Origin of the sequence: Pedobacter roseus (assembly GCF_014395225.1) — a bacterium.
In the GTDB taxonomy this organism is placed as follows: domain Bacteria; phylum Bacteroidota; class Bacteroidia; order Sphingobacteriales; family Sphingobacteriaceae; genus Pedobacter; species Pedobacter roseus.
Genome location: NZ_CP060723.1, coordinates 1,332,575 through 1,354,426 on the forward strand (window position 1 = coordinate 1,332,575; position 21,852 = coordinate 1,354,426).

The 21,852-nt window shown below is 41.6% G+C and carries 11 protein-coding genes and 1 pseudogene; 7 read left to right on the plus strand and 5 right to left on the minus strand.

Features of this window, described 5'->3' with window-relative positions; all coding sequences use genetic code 11:
• Position 1 precedes the first annotated feature (1 nt).
• The 4 genes from H9L23_RS06025 to H9L23_RS06040 all read left to right on the plus strand — a co-directional run bounded on the left by H9L23_RS06025 (position 2) and on the right by H9L23_RS06040 (position 4,687).
• Entirely contained in the window at positions 2–1,531 is a 1,530-nt protein-coding gene (locus tag H9L23_RS06025; RefSeq protein ID WP_187594115.1) for a class I SAM-dependent DNA methyltransferase, read from the plus strand.
• A gap of 8 nt (positions 1,532–1,539) precedes the next feature.
• Positions 1,540–2,472 (plus strand): toll/interleukin-1 receptor domain-containing protein, encoded by a 933-nt coding sequence (locus H9L23_RS06030; RefSeq protein ID WP_187594116.1) that lies wholly within the window; start codon positions 1,540–1,542, stop codon positions 2,470–2,472.
• An 87-nt stretch (positions 2,473–2,559) separates the two neighbouring features.
• Positions 2,560–3,471 carry a DUF5655 domain-containing protein gene (locus H9L23_RS06035; RefSeq protein ID WP_187594117.1) on the plus strand — a complete coding sequence of 304 codons (912 nt, stop codon included), beginning with the start codon at positions 2,560–2,562 and terminating at the stop codon, positions 3,469–3,471.
• A gap of 22 nt (positions 3,472–3,493) precedes the next feature.
• Positions 3,494–4,687 carry an AbiH family protein gene (locus H9L23_RS06040; protein WP_187594118.1) on the plus strand — a complete coding sequence of 398 codons (1,194 nt, stop codon included), beginning with the start codon at positions 3,494–3,496 and terminating at the stop codon, positions 4,685–4,687.
• Positions 4,688–4,857: 170 nt separating this feature from the next.
• Here H9L23_RS06040 and nhaA read toward each other — a convergent pair whose 3' ends face one another.
• From nhaA to H9L23_RS06060, 4 genes are all read right to left on the minus strand, one after another.
• On the minus strand, positions 4,858–6,012 hold the full coding sequence (nhaA, locus tag H9L23_RS06045) for a Na+/H+ antiporter NhaA (RefSeq protein ID WP_187594119.1): 1,155 nt from the start codon (positions 6,010–6,012) through the stop codon (positions 4,858–4,860).
• Between the two features lie 2,968 nt (positions 6,013–8,980).
• Positions 8,981–9,871: a PorP/SprF family type IX secretion system membrane protein gene (locus H9L23_RS06050; RefSeq protein ID WP_187594120.1), complete on the minus strand. Its 891-nt coding sequence runs from the start codon at positions 9,869–9,871 to the stop codon at positions 8,981–8,983.
• A 38-nt stretch (positions 9,872–9,909) separates the two neighbouring features.
• Positions 9,910–15,666: a CehA/McbA family metallohydrolase gene (locus H9L23_RS06055; protein ID WP_187594121.1), complete on the minus strand. Its 5,757-nt coding sequence runs from the start codon at positions 15,664–15,666 to the stop codon at positions 9,910–9,912.
• Between the two features lie 994 nt (positions 15,667–16,660).
• The gene (locus H9L23_RS06060) at positions 16,661–17,281 is read right to left on the minus strand and encodes an L-threonylcarbamoyladenylate synthase (RefSeq protein ID WP_187594122.1); all 621 of its coding nucleotides are present in this window, start codon (positions 17,279–17,281) and stop codon (positions 16,661–16,663) included.
• A 126-nt stretch (positions 17,282–17,407) separates the two neighbouring features.
• On the opposite strand from H9L23_RS06060, the gene H9L23_RS06065 reads away from it, so the two are divergent.
• From H9L23_RS06065 to H9L23_RS06075, 3 genes and pseudogenes are all read left to right on the plus strand, one after another.
• On the plus strand, positions 17,408–17,665 hold the full coding sequence (locus H9L23_RS06065; RefSeq protein ID WP_187594123.1) for a type II toxin-antitoxin system Phd/YefM family antitoxin: 258 nt from the start codon (positions 17,408–17,410) through the stop codon (positions 17,663–17,665).
• On the plus strand, positions 17,658–17,912 hold the full coding sequence (locus H9L23_RS06070; RefSeq protein ID WP_187594124.1) for a Txe/YoeB family addiction module toxin: 255 nt from the start codon (positions 17,658–17,660) through the stop codon (positions 17,910–17,912). The genes H9L23_RS06065 and H9L23_RS06070 overlap by 8 nt, the downstream gene beginning before the upstream one ends.
• Before the next feature lie 487 nt (positions 17,913–18,399).
• Positions 18,400–19,583: pseudogene (locus tag H9L23_RS06075) on the plus strand (FMN-binding glutamate synthase family protein).
• 693 nt (positions 19,584–20,276) lie between these two features.
• On the opposite strand, the gene asnS reads toward H9L23_RS06075, so the two are convergent.
• A complete protein-coding gene (asnS, locus tag H9L23_RS06080) occupies positions 20,277–21,725 on the minus strand; it encodes an asparagine--tRNA ligase (RefSeq protein ID WP_187594125.1) in 1,449 nt (482 codons plus the stop codon).
• Positions 21,726–21,852: the final 127 nt, after the last annotated feature.

Sequence of the window (21,852 nt, forward strand, 5' to 3'; positions counted from 1 at the left end):
AATGACAGAAGCAGCAATTGTATCAAAAATATGGAATCTGGCGAATGTAATGCGCCACGATGGAGTAGGTTATGGAGATTATCTTGAGCAAATCACCTATCTGCTATTTCTTAAAATGGTGGATGAATTAAATAAACCACCTTACAACAGAAACCTAAAATTACCAAGACTGAAAGATATAGAAGGCAAAGAAGCGGAAGGAGCAGAAGTTTGTTCGTGGGAGAATTTAACATCAAAGAACGGTGCAGAACTGGAGTCTTTTTATATCCAGGCATTGCGTTCACTCGGGACAGAGAAAGGGATGTTGGGGCAAATCTATGTAAAGAGTCAGAACAAAATACAAGACCCCTCTAATCTGCAGCGTATCATTACCATGATTGGTAAAGAAGATTGGAGTTTGATGGGGGCCGACGTGAAAGGAACCATCTACGAAGGTTTATTGGAAAAGAATGCGGAAGATACCAAATCGGGAGCAGGACAATACTTTACACCAAGGGCATTAATCAGAACAATGGTAGCCTGTGTACAGCCTAAACCAATGAAAACCGTAATAGATCCGGCATGTGGTTCGGGCGGGTTCTTTTTAGCAGCTTATGATTGGCTGACCGAAAACAATAAATTAGACAAAGACGAAAAGATGTTCTTAAAAAACAGCACTTTTCACGGTAATGAAATTGTAGCGAGTACGCGTAGAATGTGTCTGATGAATTTATACCTCCACGGTATTGGTGAAATAGACGCAGAACCATTGGTAAAATCAAACGATGCACTGATTGCTGCTGAAAGCCAAACCTATGATTACATCTTGGCAAATCCACCTTTTGGGAAGAAAAGTGGTATGACGGTTACCAATGAGGATGGCGATATTGAGAAAGAGGATATTAGCTACAACCGTCAGGATTTTTGGGAAACGACCAGCAATAAACAACTTAACTTTTTGCAGCACATCAAATCGTTGATGAAGATTGATGGTGAGGCTGCAGTCGTTTTACCTGATAATGTTTTATTTGAAGGTGGAGCGGGAGAGGAAATCAGAAAGCAATTATTAAAAACAACGGAGCTGCATACCATTTTACGTTTGCCTACAGGTATCTTCTACGCCAATGGAGTAAAGGCAAATGTGTTGTTTTTCAATAACAAGCCTGCCAACAAAGATGCCTGGACGAAAGAAGTTTGGTTTTATGATTATAGAACCAATGTTCACCATACGTTAAAAAAGAAGCCGTTGGCAGAATCGGATTTATCAGATTTCGTAACATGTTATAATTCATCCAACATCAATAAACGCAAAGAAACCTGGAGCGAAGAAAATCCTGACGGCCGTTGGAGAAAATACAGTTATGATGAAATCATTGCACGGGATAAAACCAGTTTGGATATTTTTTGGGTCAAAGACCAAAGTTTAACTGATCTGGATAATCTGCCTGATCCTGATGTTTTGGCACTTGAAATTATTGATAATATAGAAGCTGGCTTAGCTAGTTTTAGGGAGATTGTAAGTGAATTGGAGAAGAGTGAAGAAATTAAATAAGAATAATTATGAAAGCATTTATATCATACAGTCACAAAGATGTGGACTATTTAGAGAAACTAAAGGTTCATTTAGCACAGATAAAGAGAGAAGGTCTGATCACTGATTGGACAGATCAAGAGATCACTGCTGGAAGTCGGTTAGATGATAGTATTTCGGCCGCATTGTCTACCTCTCAATTGTTCATTTCAATAGTAAGCCCTGACTATATCGCCTCACATTATTGTTTCGAAAAGGAATTTACAACGGCGCTTAAATTGCAAGAAGAAGGTAAGATTACTGTGATACCCATTATTGTCGAACCATGTGATTGGAAATCGACGCCAATGGCAACAATCAAAGCCCTACCTGACGATGGTAAGCCTGTTAGTGAGTGGACCAATCAAAATAATGCATTTGCAAAAATTGCTCAAGAAATCAGAAAGTTGCTAAGCGTAGGGGAAATTAGACAAGTTCTAACTAACAACACGACTTCCCAAGCACAGGTTCCGAGCAGAAATTATAGAGCAGAGAGAATTTTTACGGAAGTTGATAAATTAGACTTTAAAGAAAAAAGTTTCGAAGTTATCACAAACTATTTTAAATCTGCGATGGCCGAATTTAATGGTATTGAGAACTTGCAATCAAAATTAATAGAGGAAGAGAAAAAGTCTTTTACGTGCCTGATATCTAATAAAGGGAATTTAAAGGATGCGTATCTCACCATTTCTGTTGCAGGTGGTGATGGCTTTCGCCATAGTGATCTAACCTATAGCTTCACAAAAGGCCAACATCAAAATACCATCAATTTAAATAATGTTTTTACTATTGAGCATGATGCCTACGAGCTTTATTGGCAACATAGTAATCTTATGCAATCGCGTAGTGCGGAGCGATTGACTGATAAGCAAATTGCGGAAAGAGTTTGGAATGACTTTATTAATCAAGTTGGGGTTTCTTAGGTAATAGATAATCTGAGAATATTTCAAATTATCATTTAATTATTAATATTATTACTAACGATTTTAAAATGAGATTGCCTCTAAGCTATGATACTTTTTAGTAAAAATAAAATAGGCCTTTCTACACTTAAAGAAATACCTTTTAAGCTCGAAAGGGATTTACAGAAAATATTCGAGGCCAGTTTATTTGATCTTACACAGTTAACATTGGTGAAATCTGAATTTACAATTAAGAACTATCGTATAGATACACTTGCTTTTGACGAAGAAGCTAAGGCTTTTGTGGTGATTGAATATAAAAGAAGCAATAGCAATAGTGTAGTTGATCAGGGTATTGCTTATCTTAATTTAATGTTAGATTATAAGGCCGAGTTTATTGTAGAATATAATGAGTGTTTTAATAAGGCTTTATTAAGAAGCGAATTAGATTGGTCGCAAACTAAAGTGATATTTGTATCGCCTGGTTTTAACGAAAACCAGAAACAGGCAACTAATTTTAAAGATTTAGCTATTGAGCTTTGGGAGGTTAAACAATTTGAAGGCGAAATTATTACAGTTAATCCTATAAAGAAAAGTAAATCTGCACCTAGCATAAAGCAATTGCAAGGCACTGAAAATACTGAACTTAGTAAAGTTGTAAGCGAAATAAAAACATATACAGAGGATGATCATTTGCAAGGTAAAAGTGATGAGATAAAAGAACTTTATGAAAGTTTTAAGAACGCTATTCTAAATCTTGCAAATGATACAGATATTAAGCCAAAGAAGCAAGAAATTGGTTTTACGAGAAATGGTAAGATATTTACGGATATTTGTATTTTGAAAGGCAACCTAAAACTTTGGATAAATCTAAAGAGAGAAAAATTAGATGATCCGAAAGGCCTAACTAGGGATGTTTCTAGTATTGGCCATTGGGGTAATGGAGATTACGAAGTTATAATTAATGACACCAAAAACCTTGAATATATTATGAGCTTGGTTAAACAAGCTATAAACTAAATTTATCAATTAACGCCTCAAAATGAATAGATTAATATTAGTTGGCAACGGTTTCGACCTGGCGCATGGCTTGAAGACAAGCTACAAGGATTTTATTTTTTGGTATTTAGATAGCTGTTTTAAGGAGGCAGGGATTTATGAACATCTCCCATTTGATAATGAATATATAAATATAAGGACGATCGATTACTACCGGTGGTTAAACCTTTCAAATAAAATAAATGGGCAAAGTATTTGTTCATATTTACACAGTAAAGGAATTTTGCATCGGTATCTAGATTCCTACCTTAATGAAAATGCAAAGCGTACCACCCAAGAAGAACAATCTTTATATTATGAGGTTGTCAATATAGTAGCACATAAAATTGAGTTTAAATCTCGATTTTTAAGGCATTTAATATTTAGCTGTATTGATAATAATTGGGTAGATATTGAAAATGAGTATTTCGATCAACTTAAAACCTGTAAATCAAAAGACGGCTCATTTGATAAAGAAAAGGTTTGTCAGCTAAATAGTGAATTCACTTATCTTAAGCAGAAATTAGAAGAGTATTTAACACTACGACAAGATAAAACCCAGGTTAAATTAATCTCTAAGCTTTTAAATGCAATTGGCGCTAATTTTGAAATTTCAGATTTTGAACCATTAATGGGATATGAAAATGCTAGAGTAAGCTTAGGATTTATACGAATGGGGCCAGTAGTGCAGCATCATTTGTATTTTTTAAATTTTAACTATACTCATGTATTACAAAATTATTGCGATGAATTGAACAAAAATAAGAAGGGTTTTTCGAATATTGAGATTAATTATATTCATGGTCAGTTAAATAAAACTGATAACCCAATTATCTTTGGTTTTGGGGATGAATATGATAAGCATTATGCTGAATTTGAGGAGCATCGTAATAATGAACTTTTTAAGCATATAAAATCATATCAATATCTACAAACACCTCATTATCGTAATTTATTAAAGTTCTTAAATCGTGAGAGTTATCAGGTATTTGTAATGGGACATTCTTGCGGTTTATCAGATCGTACCATGTTTAAAGAAATTTTCGAACATGAAAACTGCAAATCAATTAGGTTATTTCACTACAATGGCGATTTCCATGATAAAGCGATTAACGTAAGCAAACATTTTAGTAATAAAGGGCACATGCGCAAGCTCATAGTAGATTATAAAGCTTCAGATGCTTTTCCGCAGTTGTAGTAAATCAACAGCTTGATTTCTCCATTCCTTTGCACTTCGGAAATGACGATTATTCTACCCAATTTCTTATTAATATTAACTTTGCTTTGAACGATTTTGAAGTGAATTCAGTTACTTATACTTCGCGCTCTTTGCGACTCACTTTGTGCCCTTTGCGGTTAAATATGCGCTTAAACCTTCTTCACCGATTTCAAAAACACAAAACCTACCACACCCGATAAGATTGAAGCCGTTAATATCGCAAACTTCGCTTCCGAAACATGTAACACCTCGCTAAAAGAGAGCAGTGCAATAAAAATCGACATGGTAAAACCGATTCCGGCGAGCATGCCCAAACCTAAGATGTGTTTCCAGCCTGCTCCGGTGGGTAAATCTGCCCATTTCAGTTTCACGGCAAGCCAGCTAAAAAAGGTTACGCCAATGGTTTTGCCAGCAAATAAACCTACGATGATGCCGAGGCCTAAAGGAGAAACCAGTCCCGTAAGCATTTCTTTCTGGAAAGTGATATTCGTATTGGCCAGTGCGAAAACCGGCATAATGAGGTAATTTACCGGAGTGGTTAAAAAATGCTCCAGTTTTTCTAAAGGCGATTCGATATCGGTGTCGTTGGTGGGGATGGTGAAAGCCAGTAATACCCCTGCAATGGTGGCGTGGATGCCCGAGTGGTGGATGAAATACCAGAGGAATATACCCGGGATGAGGTAAAATACGAGTTTCTTTACGCCGAAATAATTCATCAAACCTAAAAGCACCAGGATGCCCCCGGCCATGGCCAGGTATTCGAAATGGATCTGTTGCGTATAAAAGATCGCGATGACGAGAATGGCACCGAGATCATCTACAATGGCCAAAGCGGCCAGGAATATTTTTAAACTGGTGGGTACGCTTTTACCCAGCATGGCGATAATGGCGAGCGCAAAGGCAATGTCGGTAGCCATGGGGATGCCCCAGCCACCGGCGGTTTCTGCGCCTTTATTAAAGAGGCTATAAATTATTGCAGGTACGAGCATGCCCCCTAAGGCGGCGATTACGGGTAAGGCTGCGCTTTTAAGGGAGGAGAGTTCGCCTTCTACAAGTTCGCGTTTAATTTCGAGTCCTACAAGTAGGAAAAATATGGCCATTAAGGCGTCGTTTATCCAGGCTAAAATGCTGTAGTTTACTTCACCAAAGCCTAATTTGACGGCTAAAAAAGCTTCGAAACTTTCTTTAGAGGCAGTATTTGCGATGAGCAGGGAGATGGCAACGCAAATGAGCAGTAAAAAGCCGCCTACTTGTCCGGAGCGGAAAAAACGCTGAAATGCTTCTAGGTTGATGATTTTAGGCATAGGGGTAAAAATAGTGAAAGAAGAGGGAAAAGGGGATGTTTTTTGTGAAATGTTGTGGAGGGGTAATAGGGAGGTTATCCGATAGCTATGGGATTCCGAGTATTTGGGAAACGTAAAGCACTTGATATTCTTTGCCTCTTGCCCTGGCTTTCCTCTTGCTCGGGCTTGCCTCGGTTCGCCGCCACCGAGGGGGCTCTTTCTTTATCCTTGATGATAAAGAAACAAACAATCAAGGCTTGGAACTGATGTTGGATAAATTCGTCAAAGCTTATTGGTCGCCAGCACAAGCCCCGATGAAAAATCGGGGAGGGCGTGCTGCCTCGGGGTAGTGGAAGGTTGAAAGGAGGTACAAAAGCTTTAACGTTTTCTCCTTCCATCATTTCCGAGGCCGGTAGCAGGGAGTATAGGGATATTACGCGTAGTTTCTACATCGATCAATTCGTCATTTCGATCCGATAGCTATCGGATGAAGCGCAGTCCCGAACCTTCGGGAGAGAAATCTTTGGACTATATTTAATTAAAAAATTAAGATTTTATCTTGTTTATCTATGAAAATCTCTATCGGCTCATTGCCGCCGGGGGCTAGTCCTTTTTCCTTGATGAAAAAGGGACCAAAAAATCAAGGCTTGGATCTGATGTCGGATAAATTCGTCAAAGCTTATTGGTCGCCAGCACAAGCCCCGATGAAAAATCGGGGAGGGCGTGCTGCCTCGGGGTAGTGGTAGGTTGAAAGGAGGTGCAAAAGCTTTAACGCTTTCTCCTTCCATCATTTCCGAGGCCGGATAGCAGGGAGCAGAGGGATTGCCCGCGTTATTTCTATCAAGATAAATCGTCATTTCGACTGAAGCGCAGTCCCGAACCTTCGGGAGAGAAATCTTTGGACTATGTTTAATTAAAAAATAAGATTTTATCTTGTTTATCTATGAAAATCTCTATCGGCTCATTGCCGCCGGGGGCTAGTCCTTTTTCCTTGATGAAAAAGGGACCAAAAAATCAAGGCTTGGATCTGATGTCGGATAAATTCGTCAAAGCTTATTGGTCGCCAGCACAAGCCCCGATGAAAAATCGGGGAGGGCGTGCTGCCTCGGGGTAGTGGTAGGTTGAAAGGAGGTGCAAAAGCTTTAACGCTTTCTCCTTCCATCATTTCCGAGGCCGGATAGCAGGGAGCAGAGGGATTGCCCGCGTTATTTCTATCAAGATAAATCGTCATTTCGACTGAAGCGCAGTCCCGAACCTTCGGGAGAGAAATCTTTGGACTATGTTTAATTAAAGAATAAGATTTTATCTTGTTTATCTATGAAAATCTCTATCGGCTCATTGCCGCCGGGGGCTAGTCCTTTTTCCTTGATGAAAAAGGGACCAAAAAATCAAGGCTTGGATCTGATGTCGGATAAATTCGTCAAAGCTTTTTGGTCGCCAGCACAAGCCCCGATGAAAAATCGGGGAGGGAGTGCTGCCTCGGGGTAGTGGTAGGTCGAAAGGAGTTGCAAAAGCTTTAACGCTTTCTCCTTCCATCATTTCCGAGGCCGGATAGCAGGGAGCAGAGGGATTGCCCGCGTTATTTCTATCAAGATAAATCGTTATTTCGACTGAAGCGCAGCGGAACGGAGAAATCTTTGGACTATGTTTAATTAAAAAATAAGATTTTATCTTGTTTATCTATGAAAATCTCTATCGGCTCATTGCCGCCGGGGGCTAGTCCTTTTTTCTTGATGAAAAAGGGACCAAAAAATCAAGGCTTGGATCTGATGTCGGATAAATTCGTCAAAGCTTTTTGGTCGCCAGCACAAGCCCCGATGAAAAATCGGGGAGGGCGTGCTGCCTCGGGGTAGTGGTAGGTCGAAAGGAGGTGCAAAAGCTTTAACGCTTTCTCCTTCCATCATTTCCGAGGCCGGATAGCAGGGAGCAGAGGGATTGCCCGCGTTATTTCTATCAAGATAAATCGTTATTTCGACTGAAGCGCAGCGGAACGGAGAAATCTTTGGACTATGTTTAATTAAAAAATAAGATTTTATCTTGTTTATCTATGAAAATCTCTATCGGCTCATTGCCGCCGGGGGCTAGTCCTTTTTTCTTGATGAAAAAGGGACCAAAAAATCAAGGCTTGGATCTGATGTCGGATAAATTCGTCAAAGCTTTTTGGTCGCCAGCACAAGCCCGATGAAAAATCGGGGAGGGCGTGCTGCCTCGGGGTAGTGGTAGGTCGAAAGGAGGTGCAAAAGCTTTAACGCTTTCTCCTTCCATCATTTCCGAGGCCGGTAGCAGGGAGTATAGGGATATTACGCGTAGTTTCTACATCGATCAATTCGTCATTTCGATCCGGTAGCTATCGGATGAAGCGCAGTCCCGAACCTTCGGGAGAGAAATCTTTGGACTATGTTTAATTAAAAAATAAGATTTTATCTTGTTTATCTATGAAAATCTCTATCGGCTCATTGCCGCCGGGGGCTAGTCCTTTTTCCTTGATGAAAAAGGGACCAAAAAATCAAGGCTTGGATCTGATGTCGGATAAATTCGTCAAAGCTTATTGGTCGCCAGCACAAGCCCGATGAAAAATCGGGGAGGGTGTGCTGCCTCGGGGTAGTGGTAGGTCGAAAGGAGTTGCAAAAGCTTTAACGCTTTCTCCTTCCATCATTTCCCAGGCCGGATAGCATGGAGCATATTGCAGGGTGCGGTAATTTGTTTTTCAAGCCCTTTCCCTTTCAGGGGAAAGGTGCTGAAGGCGGATAGGGGTTTAAGGTGCTTGAAAGTAAACAAAACACAGTTCAAAGATTTCTCCATTTCGCTGTGCTCCAGTCGAAATGACGATAATTCTTCTAAAATAAAAAGCCGCAGATACTTAGATCTGCGGCTTTTCGTTTTTTCATCATGCTAAATGATGTATATTGTTGCATTAAGATTCCCGCCTGCGCGGGAATGACGACCATTCTTTAAGACTGAAACAAGTTTTTTGAATGATTGCTATAGCTTATGGCTTCTTGCCAATATTTACACGGATATTCACTTCGAAATCGCCGTCGGTATAACCGCTGATGGCTGAAGTGGCGGTATTGTAATAAGCCATGAAATATAAGGTCGATTTGTAATTCATTCCGAAACCAACGGTAGCGTTCTGCGTATTGTGGTACATCGCCATCAGGTATAATTTATCGTTGGCGAAGTTTGCGTTTACCCCTGCATCCCATAAATTTTCGTAATTTTTAATGCCCCTGAAAACACCTTTTGGCTCGAGGCTAATGCCATTGATGCCTGATCCTAACATGAATTTATAACTCACGGCGGAATAAAAGGTGGGTTTATCGGCAAAGTTTAAATCGTCTTTTCTGAAAACGGAGCGCATGTTGGGCACGGCACCTTCAACGGTTAAACCTTTTGAAGTATAGGAAATACCAAAATCGCCATCTAAATAATAACCCCTGTCGTTAAAACGGGCGATGGATGGGTCGTTGATGTCGCTATTTCTTACGCTGCTTAAATCGAGTTTGTCCTGACTTGCACCAAAAGAGATCCCGAAGTTTAATTTCTGGTCGTCGCTGTTTAGCGGCAGGTGATAGGCAAAAGTACCCACGGCTTTGGTACGCTGAATCCCGCCCGATTTCTCGTTGTAGATGTTTATGCCCCAGCCCACTTTGTTCAGCTGCTGATCTAAAGTCACACTTTGTGTAATGGGTGCACCGGGAATGTTCGACCATTGTTTGCGGAAACTTCCGTTGATGTTGAAACCTTCGTTAATACCGGCCATTGAGGGGTTAACGAGGTAACGGTTCTGGAAATACTGTGCATTGAGTGGAAGGATCTGCGCTTTTGCAGATCCGAAAAATAATGTGATTGCTGCAAATAGAAACGTTACGCGACGCATTTGCTTTATGTTTTTTGTAATTGCTCTCATGTCTGTAATTAGTCTCTGATGATGTTGATGTAACCTTTAAATGTACCGATACCATTACCTAAATCGATGATGTAATAATAGGTTCCTTCACTCAACGGACTGCCGTTAATGGTTCCGTCCCAATCATTGGTATAGGTATGTTTGGTGTATAATATCCTTCCGGCCTTATCAAATATCTTTAAGGTATTGTTTGGATAATAATCGATGTTTTTTACGATAAATTTATCGTTGTATCCATCACCATTAGGCGTAACTACGGTACTGGCTTCGAGTTTATAATCATCTATTACCGTAATGGCAATGGTTTGATCGCTCACACAACCACTGGCATTGGTTACGGTAACGCGGTAAGTACCGCTCTGTTTCGGACGGATGGTTAAGGCAGGCGTGTTTTGTCCGCTCACCACATCAGAGCCCGACCAGCTGTATTGTGTGCCGCCGGTAGCGGTTAAAATAATCGCATCTCCTTTGGAAATCGACAAACCTTTATTGCTGCTGATCGAAACTACCGGTATAGCGTTTACCGTTACGGTTGCTGTTCCGGTTTGTGTCTGGCTGGCATAAGCATCGGCCACGCTCACTAAGGTATAGGTGAAGGTACCTGCTGCATTGGTTGGCACACTCACCGTTGCTGTAGTCGAATTTGTGGTAACGGTGCGGTTACTGCCTCCGTTTACGGTATAAGTAAAGGTATAAGGTGCTGTTCCAACTGATCCGGTAAAGGTGATGTTTGGCGATGAACCGAAATTACATACTGATGTAGTACCTGCAATGGTAGCCATTGGTAAAGGACGAACCGTTACCGTTGCCGAACCGGTTTGCGGCTGACCACAGTTTACATCGGCCACGCTTACTAAATTGTACACAAAAGTTCCTACTGCCGAAGTTGGCGCTGATACCGTTGCGGTATTGCCTGTTGAGGTTACTGTTCTGCTTGCCCCGCCATTAATGTTATAGGTGAAGGTATACGGCGCAGTTCCGTTAGCACCGGTGAAGGTAATATTTGGAGCAGGCGCGAGGTTTGGTACCGCTGTTGAACCTGAGATACTTGCTGTGGCTAAAGTCCTTACGGTGATGGTTGCGGTTCCGCTTTGTGCCTGGCCTGCATTTACATCACTCACATTCAGTAAATTGTAGTTAAAAGTACCTGCAACATTTGCTGGGGCAGTTACCGTAGCTGTGGTATTTGTACCTGTAGTGCTCACCGTTTGGCTTGCACCGCCGTTAATGTTATAGGTAAATACATAAGGCCCTGTTCCGTTTCCACCGGTAAAAGTAACCGTTGGTGCGGCTGCGTTTAAGCATAAGGCCGTAGTTCCGGCAATGCCGGCCACTGGGATAGGATTAATTTTAACCGTGGTGGAGATATTTTGAGGCTGTGTACTGTAAGCATCTGTTATGCTGGTTACCGTATAAACAAAGGTAGCCACGGTATTGCTTGGCGCCGTTACCGTTGCGGTATTTGTTACTGATGTTAAGGTTTGGCTTGCACCACCATTAATGTTATAGGTAAAAGTAAATGGTGCAGTACCTGCAGTTGCGGTAAAGGTAATTACTGGTGCGGTGGTATTTACAGGAATAGAAATATTACCGCTTAATGCTGCAACCGGTTTAGCATAAATGTGCAGGCTGGCTGCGGTATAATTAATGGCATAATTCGGATTAATGGCCAGCGTACCCACCTTTATGGCAAAATCGCCGGGAGTTTCGCCTGCATCTCTTGTTAAGGCTCCGGTAAATACATCGGTACCCAGTAAAGCTGGTGTAGCGGTATAGGTAAATACAGGATCTGAAGTTCCTTCAACTTTTATTTTGGCATCGGCCTTCACATTGATTGGTTTAGGCGCCACTGTCAGGATTAATTGTTTTGAAGCTTCATTATAAAAGGCATCACCGGGTTGGGTTGCGGTAATGGTTGCGGTACCGGCTCCAACAATCTGAATATCGTTGTTGCTGATTTTTGCAACATTGGTATTGCTGCTGGTGTACACAATATTGATACTGGTGTTGTCGCTGGTTGCACCTGCATCAAAATCCGGGTCGCCATAGGTAACGGTTTTGGTGGCGGTAAAAGTGATCTGCTGATCTTTTTTTACCACTGCATCATCTCTGGTATACCAGATAGGGGAAGTAATTATCCGGCTTCCGTCTGATTCAACAATGTCTGCATAATAATAACCTGTTTTTAAATTGGCCAGGGTGGTGTGGCTATACGTTAACTGGCCTGTGGCACTGGTTAACAGTTCGGTTGGGTTTACTCCGGTACCTGGCTCACCATACATTAATTTAATACTGGTTACATCTTTTGTGGTTTTAGAAGTGACCTCTATCTGTGGTGCGCCAGCCACGGTAAATACGCTGCCAACGGGTTGTTTGTTGATGGTGAAAAGCACTTTAGCAGCCGAATCTTCTGAGGCATAAAAGCGCATTTTTTTAACGGCATCCAGGATGTCGTTTTCGGTAAGGGCAGGCGAAAGTACCACCAGCCTGGCCTTGGTATGGCGACCGAAAGTAAGGTTGTGGTTATCGTGATCTATTGTGGCACCAAGGTGATAACCTTTTGCGAGCATCCTGTTGTAATAGCTCAGGTAACTCATTGAGCTGGCGGGATCTGAATAGGTAATGTTTTTTGATGTTGCCGGACCGCTTTCGAGTGCTGTTCCTACAATTGCACTATCGGCACTGATATCGTAATTGGCTACTAAATTGTTATAATCGGTGGTATTGGGGTGGGCCAGTGTGGCTACCGCATTTAAACCATGCCTGTTGATAATCCTGAATAAACCGGTGTTGCCGGTATAGGTGTTTTTAGGTACAAAGATATCGTAGTTGTCGTTTTCCCATCCAACCAGCGAATCGATACCGTAAACAATAACGTGACCGCCACCGCTGATTACACCCCACTCCATACCATGTAAGGCCAGGAAAGTTGGTGTTGTTGCGTTTTTGGCCTGGTCGATGCCTTTTTGCCAGTTTGCTTTCATCATTCCGGCCTGAGAGTGGTTGTGCTCAGAAATACCGAGGAAATCCAGGTTCATCGATTTCTTTGCGAACTCGTAATCATCAACAGGGATTTTGGTTTTATCATCCTGGTTACCGTCCGAATAACTACTGTGACTGTGTAAGTTGCCATAATAGAAATTCAATTTATTTACATCAAGGATACTGGTTTTGTGCTGCCCCACAAGCGGGTTTGTGGTCAGGTACAATGGCCCACCGGTACAATTGCTGTTTACCGAAAAGATAAAGAAGTAATATTGGGTGTTTTGTGTAAGTCCGTATCTGGTAAAGCTGGTACCGGCACCGCTTTTTACAACAATACCACCGCCCAGGTTGTCGCCTACGTTATAAACGGTTTGGTCGGCTGGCAAAGCAGTAAGTGTTGGTTTGGTAGCCATTACCACCAGGTAATCGTCGGCATTGGTTGCCGCTGCATAAGAGGCCTGCACAAAGTTGTGGTTGGCATTGGTTACCACAAAATTTTGTGGCTGACTGGCTGGTTTTACACAAGGCAGGAGCGTTTTGGTGGTTTCGCTTGCAATAAGTGCACTGGTTAAATATTTAGGACCACCAAGACAGGAAGTATTGTTTAGGGCATAAATAAAATAATAGTATTTAGTAGCGCTTGTTAAACCCGTATTGTTAAAGGCTGGCGTGGCCTGGCGCGCCACTACCACACCGCCGCCCAATGCAGTACCTACTGCGTAGGTTGTTCCATCCGTGGGGTTAACAGAAAGTGTACTGTTTAAACTTCTGATGATGAGGTATTCTGTCGCATCATCTGATTTGTTGAAGGTAAACGAAATGCTGTTTGTTGTGGTATTGGTAAACTGTGCATTGCCTGGCACAATGGTTGGTGCGGCACAGTTAGGCAGGTTTGGTGGGAAATGAACGCCAAGTTTATTTGCGTCATCATCATCTACTGCATCTTTTACAATATCTACGGTTAATCTTGTCCAGTCGTCGGCTATAAAGGTTGAGCTCGCCGATGCAACGTCAAGGTGCCTTACATAAGAAACATCTTTCGCGTTTACATCCTGGCCAAAAGCATCGATAATGTTGTTGTTGGCATCTAAAAGTGCTACGCCATCGTTACCGTTAAAGTTAATTACAGTATTGCTTGATTCGGCTGCACTTGCAGCGGTCAGGTATGGGATTTCTTCTGGTGAATTGTTGGTATTTCCGATCAGCACGGTTCCCCTGGCCGGAATGGTTACCGTTAAGTTATACACCTGCGAAGGTGCCCCGGTGATATTGATATTGCCTGCATCGCCCGAAATGTTCCATAAACCCAGTTTCAGCTGTGGGGTAGAGGTATTAACCGGGCTGTTGCTTAAGTTGGTCAGTTCTATCCATTTGTTTACGCCCGAGCCTTCGTAATACTGGCTGATGATAATGGTAGGTGGCGCAAAAGTGGTGATGTTAAATGATACAGCAGCGGTTTGCAGGTTAGGCAAGGTGGCATTATCTTCTGCCACTACATATAGTTTATAAGCTGTTGAGGCGGTTAAACCTGTTATACCTGCGGCTGCATCTGTATTGGCAACATTGTTAAGCAAACCTGATTTTAGTGCTGCCGTATTTGATCCATCGAGGCCGGCCTTTACCTGTGCAGGGCCTGGTGCCTGTGCAGTGGCTGCTACTAAAACGTAATAAGTTTTACCAGCCTCGTTAATATTGCTGCTTAAGTTAAACGAAGTGGTACCAATACCTGTTACTGCAGGCGAATTTGCGGCAAAAACAGGTGGTGTAACATCTACTAAAGGAAGTGTGGTTACATTTAAAAGTGATACGGTGCTTTGTACATTCGGCGTGGTGGCCACATCTTCTGCTACCACATACACCGCATAACTTGTTGCTGCTGTTAATCCGGTAACCGAAGCACTCACATCGGTATTGGCCACATTGGTTAATGAACCCGATTTAATGGCTGCGGTACCGCTTCCGTTTAAGCCGGCTTTTACCTGTGCAGGTGTTGGCGCGGGGCTGCCTGATGCAGTAACTACATAATAGGTTTTGCCAGCCTCGTCGATATTATGGGTAAGGCTAAAAGCTGTTGAGGTAATATTGGAGGTTTTTGGGTAGGTAGCGGCGTTTACGGGCGGCGTGTTATCAGTAGCAGAAACTGCAGATCCTGAAACCGAAACGTCATCAATACTAAATGTACCTCCGGCGGCCTCGGCATTGTAACCATAAAAGCGGAAAGTTGTTGCGGTAGCAATGCTGGTGAAACCTGTTAAGGTAATGGTACTGCCCACCTCGGCAGCTGTTGCAATGTCAATTACCTGGAATACATTTCCGGATACGACCTGTAAATCTGCATTGGCAGGTGATATGGTTGCCGGCAAGTTGGCTGCATAACCATCCTTGCTCGAACGGACACTATATTGCCTGATCCCGGTTGCTGAGCGCTGTACTGAAAACTTAATTCCGGTGATGTTTAAGGTGTACCCCGAAGCTGGCGTAATGGTAACTTCGTAGTATTTGGTTAAATCTATTCCGCCGGTAAAAACATCACTGCCATTGGTTGCACCAGTAGGCTGGCTGGTAAAAGAGAACCTGCCACTTGCGTTTGGATTGGTAGATACAGCTCCATTTGCGGTAAAAGAACCAAAGGTAACCCCCGTTGCGGTGGGTACAGTGGTTGGATCAGTTTTACCTGTGGTGTTAGAAACACTACTGAAATTGTAGGTTCCGTTAAAACTTTGGGCAAATAGTGAAGTTGCCAAAAGCATTGTAAAACATAATAGTAAAAGTTTTTTCATATAATTTGTTTAGGGATATGAAATGATGATTAATCTTTGTGAATAAGTTAGTGAAGCGGATTAAGGATAACTGCCTGAGTTTTCGGGAACGGTCCCGCGAGGATTCGAATGATTAGAAGTAAAGTTTTGCCATACAGAATAATAAGGATTGTAATTAGAAGATTTTTGATCATTCAGCGCAAACCATCACTATAGGGTAAATACTCATAGTAATTATGCGAAAATCATTTGCCTGACAAAGATTTTTTAACCGGAAAGCTTTATTGGAGTAATTGTAGCGCCATATAGAATGATTAGGTTACGAAAATAGGTGTAGAATGTTAATTCAACATTAGAATGAAGTTAATTTTAGTTGTTTGTTTTGTTAAAAGCTTGTGGAGTACGGTATTAAAAATATAAATTTATATATTTCTTTGATATTTAGATGGGATGTTGATAAATTTTAGGCGAGGGGCGCGTTGGGTCGTCATCTCGACCGTAGTGTTCCGAAGGAACTCCTTTTGGGGATAGATCTTTGTGCTTTCCATAAACATATTTCGTCATCCGATAGCTATCGCTATTCTTTACCCGTTGCTCTGGCTTGCCTCGGCTACCGATGAAAAATCGGCACAGGTCAACCGCCGCCGAGGGGCTCTTACTTTTGGCTTGATCCAAAAGGAACAAACCTGAGCGTAGCGAAAGCATGACTACCTATAAAAACAACAACAAACAAGTCATAACTGAAAGGCTTGCATCGTTTTTTGTAAAAACCTACGGAAATCTTAATTGTGGCAGTATCGAGGCTCTTGGCCTAGGTTATCCCAGCACGCCCGCTTGATCCTGCCTTAGGTTGTGGGGTTATTAGGGGAACTGCAAAGATTTTCGTGCTTTTCCGGCGGAAATCTGCGAGGCCGGATAGCAGGGTGCATATTGCAGGATGCTGTAATTTGTTTTTCAAGTCCTTCCCTTTCAGGGGAAAGGTGCCGATAGGCGGATAGGGGGGTTAAGGCGCTCGCTACAAATACTCTTCAATATTTCCTTTCCCTTCACGGATCACTTCAAACTCACCTGTCGTGCAATCAATCACGGTTGAGGCTTCATTGTCGCCATAACCACCGTCAATGATCAGGTCAACCAGGTCTTCGTATTTCTCGTGGATTAATTCCGGATCAGTAGAATATTCGATTACATCATCATCGTCTTTTATCGAGGTAGACAGGATGGGGTTGCCCAGTTCCTTTACAATACAGCGTGCAATGTTGTTATCGGGCACACGGATACCGACTGTTTTTTTATTGGAACTTAATAATTTGGGTACATTGTTATTGGCGTTAAAAATAAACGTAAACGGACCCGGTAAGGCTTTTTTTAACACCCTGAAGGTAGTATTGTCAATAGGTTTAATGTAATCAGAAATGTGTTTTAAATCGTGACAGATGAAAGAGAAATTTGCCTTTTCGGGTTTGATACCACGTATCCTGCAGATTTTTTCGATGGCTTTCGGATTGGTAATGTCGCAGCCCAAACCATAAATCGTATCCGTTGGATAGATGATCAGGCCACCTTTTTTCAGCACTTCAACAACTTGTTCAATGGCCCTTTCGTTTGGGTTTTCCGGATAAATCTTAATAAGCATAGCGTAAAAATAACAATTTAATGCGTTTGTTGTTTAAATAACATTAATCATAAACGTTCTAAATATGTACAAATAATTGTACAGGTTTTTTATTATCTTTAATTTTGAAGATTATAAACGAGTATTATGGAAATCACAAATTATACCTCATTCAGGCAAAGTTTAAAGTCTTATTTAGATAAGGTTTTCACTAATCATACCCCTTTATTTGTTACCCGGGCAAAAGGAGAAGACGTTGTTGTGCTATCAAAAGCAGATTATGATAGCATGCAGGAAACTTTTTATCTGTTAAAAAGCCCAAAAAATGCAATGAGGCTTGAGCAGGGACTAAAAGATTATGAGGATGGTTTAGCTAAGGAAAAAGATTTGATCGATAATGATTAAATTGTTTCTTGATGGTGCATGGGAGGATTGTCTCTATTGGCAATTGGTTGATAAATCAGTACTCAAGAAAATAAACGCCCTCATAAAAGAAATCGAACGTACGCCTTTTGAAGGAACCGGGAAACCGGAGCCACTGAAACATCAATACTCCGGATGGTGGTCGAGAAGGATTAATTTAGAACACAGACTCGTTTACAAGGTAGAAGATAACAAAATTATCCTTCTACAGTGCAGATATCATACTTAACAATAACAACATGAGAAAAGCTTTTGTCGCAATTGCTGCATTTTTAATTGCCCTAACCATTATGCTGGGCTTGTACCATCCTTTTTTATGGTGGACATTCATCTTCACCGGTCCATTTGTATTGCTTGGAATTTACGATTTATACCAGCCCAAACACAGTATCGTTAGAAACTACCCCGTATTTGGGCGTTTAAGGTATTTTATGGAAGAGTTGAGGCCGAAAGTGTATCAATATTTCGTAGAAAGCGATACCAACGGTACACCTTATAACAGGTTAAACCGTTCATTAATTTATCAACGTGCTAAAAAAGACAACGATACCATTCCTTTCGGAACGCAGTTAAACGTGTACGATAATGGTTACGAGTGGTTGAGCCATAGCATTGCCGCCATTTCGCACCACGAGTTAAATTTAGATCCCCGCGTTACGGTAGGCGGACCAGATTGTAAAAAACCTTATTCGGCCAGTATTTATAATATATCGGCCATGAGCTTTGGTTCATTAAGCCAGAATGCCATTTTAGCTTTAAATGGTGGTGCCAAAATGGGAAATTTCGCACATAATACAGGTGAAGGAGGTATCAGCGATTATCACCGTCAGCCGGGTGGCGATTTAATCTGGCAGATTGGTACCGGTTATTTCGGTTGCCGTAATGCCGATGGAACTTTTAATTACGATGCTTATGCCGAAAGGGCAAAAACTGATCAGGTAAAAATGATCGAGATTAAACTTTCGCAAGGTGCTAAACCTGGTCATGGCGGGATGTTGCCGGCTAAAAAAGTAACACCAGAAGTGGCGAGGATCCGTTTGGTGCCCGAAGGTAAAGATGTATTGTCGCCACCTGCACACTCTGCTTTTAATACACCAATCGGTTTGTTGGAATTTGTTAAAAAACTCCGCGATTTATCTGATGGCAAACCGGTAGGATTTAAATTGTGTATCGGCCGTAAAAGCGAATTTTACGCCATCTGCAAAGCCATGATCGAAACTAAAATTTACCCTGATTTTATTACCGTTGATGGTGGCGAGGGTGGAACAGGTGCTGCCCCACAGGAGTTCTCCAACTCAGTAGGTATGCCTTTGCGCGAAGGGGTGGCTTTTGTTTATGATGTATTAAATGGCTTCGACTTAAAAAAACACATTAAAATTATTGCCTCAGGTAAAGTGGCTACAGGTTTTGATCTGGTTAAAAACATTGCCCTTGGTGCTGATATGTGTAATGCCGCCGCGGGATGATGTTCGCTTTGGGGTGTATCCAGGCTTTAGAATGTAACAGCAATACCTGCCCAACGGGTGTGGCCACACAAGATCAGAGTTTAATGAAAGGGCTTGTGGTAGAAGATAAAACCGTGCGTGTGAAGAACTTCCATAATTTAACGGTAGCCAGCGCGGTTGAGTTATTGGGCGCTGCTGGTTTAAGGGAAACACATCAGTTAAGCCGTGCTTATATCAACAGGCGGGTGAGCCCGAGTGTAATGCAGAGTTATTTAGAGAGTTTTCCATATATTCCGGCAGGCAGTTTGTTGCAAACGCCTTATCCAACCCGTTACGAACTGGGCATGGCATTGAGTACTTCGGCCAGTTTTGCCCCAACCGATTATAAAGTTTCGGCGGTAGATTATGCACATGCTAATCCGTATAGCGATACCATGCACGATGATGGAAGATAGTTAATAAACTTCGGAAGTCTTTCCAGATAGTAAATGAAGTCAAGTTTTTAAAACTTGACCTCTTTGTTATAAAGTTTTTTTTAGAAAAGCAGGTGCAGTAGTGCTTGGGTGTGTTCAGTCCTGCTTTTCATTCCAAGTCCGCACTCGTTCCTCGTTTGCGTGCTTTTCATTTCAATCAGGTTTAGGTGGACAGAACAGAAGGAAGATCAATGTTTAAATCACCAAACGTTCCTACGGAACGAAACCGCTAATTGGGCAATTGGCGGTTCTACCCACCAGCCGTCCCGACGGGACGACTAGCGAATAATGTTTTAATCATAAATGTTTAATAGAAACGAAACAGCTAGGCAGATGAGAATCTTAAAGCACACGATAGTATCAATCGTAGTAAGATTGCTTCCTCGGCTGAAAAGCCTCCTCGTAATGACGCCCCTCTTTAATATCTGTCAATAGTGGAGATTAGTTTTTTAGCCAAAAACAAAGGATTTGGATGGCAGGTTAAGATAAATCGCCATCTCGACTATAGTGGAGAGATCTTTTAATATAGGCCAAAGATCTCTCTATGGTCGAGATGACGCCGATTTTTAGATCTGTCATTAGAGATAACTTATAGAGTTTTTTTGGCACAAAAAAAGAAGTCAAGTTTTTAAAACTTAACTTCTTTGATAATGGATTATTTGTTTTTCCTAAACCCTAAAACTCTGCGTTTTTCGGGAACCTTGGGAAAGCAATTACATCACGGATGTTGGTCATTCCGGTTACAAACAATACCAAACGTTCGAAACCTAAACCGAAACCAGCATGTGGTGCAGTACCAAAACGGCGGGTATCTAAATACCACCAAAGTTCGTCCTGAGGAATATTTAAATCTTCCATACGTTTGGTTAAGCGGTCTAAACGCTCCTCACGCTGCGATCCACCGATCATTTCGCCAATGCCTGGGAACAAGATGTCCATTGCGGCAACGGTTTGTCTGCCTTCTGCATCCGGCTCATTCTGACGCATGTAGAACGACTTAATATCAGCTGGGTAATCCGTTAAAATTACCGGTTTTTTAAAGTGTTTCTCTACCAGGAAACGCTCATGTTCACTTTGTAAATCAGCTCCCCACTCATCAATCAGGTATTTAAACTGTTTCTTTTGGTTCGGCTTCGAAGATTTTAAAATTCTGATGGCTTCTGTATAAGTTAAACGCTCAAAATCGTTTGCCAAACAGAAATCCAGTTTTTCCAACAAGCTGAATTCGCTGCGTTCGTTCTGCGGTTTTTGTTTATCTTCTTCCGCTAAACGGCTGTTTAAAAATTCTAATTCATCCTTGCAGTTGTCTAAAGCATATTTAATCACATACTTCATCATGTCTTCTGCAAGCTGCATGTTATCTTCTAAATCGGCAAAAGCAAATTCGGGTTCAATCATCCAGAACTCCGCCAGGTGACGTGTAGTATTCGAATTTTCAGCCCTGAAAGTAGGTCCGAAAGTATAAATCTTACCAAATGCCATGGCTGCTAATTCACCTTCTAACTGTCCCGATACCGTTAAGTTGGTGGCACGGGCAAAGAAATCCTGTGAGAAATCTACTTTACCATCCTCATTACGTGGCGTATTGTCGAAATCTAAAGTAGTTACTTTAAACATTTCGCCTGCACCTTCTGCATCACTAGCCGTAATAATAGGGGTGTGCATGTACACAAAACCACGTTCGTTGTAAAACTGGTGAATGGCAAAAGCCAAGGCGTGGCGCACTTTAAAAACGGCGTTAAAAGTATTGGTGCGGAAACGCAGGTGTGCAATTTCGCGTAAAAACTCTAAACTGTGTTTTTTAGGCTGCAAAGGAAATTTTTCAGGATCACTATCACCCAAAATTTCTAAACTGGTAGCTTTAACCTCAACAGATTGCCCTTTTCCAAGCGATTCGATCAATTTACCAGTTGCCGAAATGGCTGCGCCAGTTGTTATTCTTTTTAACAGCTCATCAGGTAAATTATTAAAATCGATTACAACCTGGATATTGCTCATGCAAGACCCGTCATTTAAGGCAATAAACTGATTATTACGGAAGGTTCTAACCCATCCCATAACCGTTACTTCTGTGTCAAATGCTGTCGACTTTAATAAATCTTTAATTTGCTGTCTCTTAATCATATTGTTATTTGTAAAAGGCGCAAATTTAGAAAAAAAAATGTATCAGTTAACAGTTTTCGGTTTTCAGTAGGCAGTTTTTTAGCAGGCGGTCAGTCCTAACTGTTAACTGCCAACTGAAAACTGCCTG

Excerpts from the sequence above, each read along its gene's own strand:
- H9L23_RS06060 (WP_187594122.1), bottom strand. The coding sequence starts at position 17,281 with ATGCTTATTAAGATTTATCCGGAAAACCCAAACGAAAGGGCCATTGAA.
- H9L23_RS06050 (WP_187594120.1), bottom strand. The coding sequence starts at position 9,871 with ATGCGTCGCGTAACGTTTCTATTTGCAGCAATCACATTATTTTTCGGA.
- H9L23_RS06065 (WP_187594123.1), top strand. The coding sequence starts at position 17,408 with ATGGAAATCACAAATTATACCTCATTCAGGCAAAGTTTAAAGTCTTAT.
- asnS (WP_187594125.1), bottom strand. The coding sequence starts at position 21,725 with ATGATTAAGAGACAGCAAATTAAAGATTTATTAAAGTCGACAGCATTT.
- H9L23_RS06025 (WP_187594115.1), top strand. The coding sequence starts at position 2 with ATGACAGAAGCAGCAATTGTATCAAAAATATGGAATCTGGCGAATGTA.
- H9L23_RS06070 (WP_187594124.1), top strand. The coding sequence starts at position 17,658 with ATGATTAAATTGTTTCTTGATGGTGCATGGGAGGATTGTCTCTATTGG.
- H9L23_RS06035 (WP_187594117.1), top strand. The coding sequence starts at position 2,560 with ATGATACTTTTTAGTAAAAATAAAATAGGCCTTTCTACACTTAAAGAA.
- H9L23_RS06055 (WP_187594121.1), bottom strand. The coding sequence starts at position 15,666 with ATGAAAAAACTTTTACTATTATGTTTTACAATGCTTTTGGCAACTTCA.
- nhaA (WP_187594119.1), bottom strand. The coding sequence starts at position 6,012 with ATGCCTAAAATCATCAACCTAGAAGCATTTCAGCGTTTTTTCCGCTCC.
- H9L23_RS06030 (WP_187594116.1), top strand. The coding sequence starts at position 1,540 with ATGAAAGCATTTATATCATACAGTCACAAAGATGTGGACTATTTAGAG.
- H9L23_RS06040 (WP_187594118.1), top strand. The coding sequence starts at position 3,494 with ATGAATAGATTAATATTAGTTGGCAACGGTTTCGACCTGGCGCATGGC.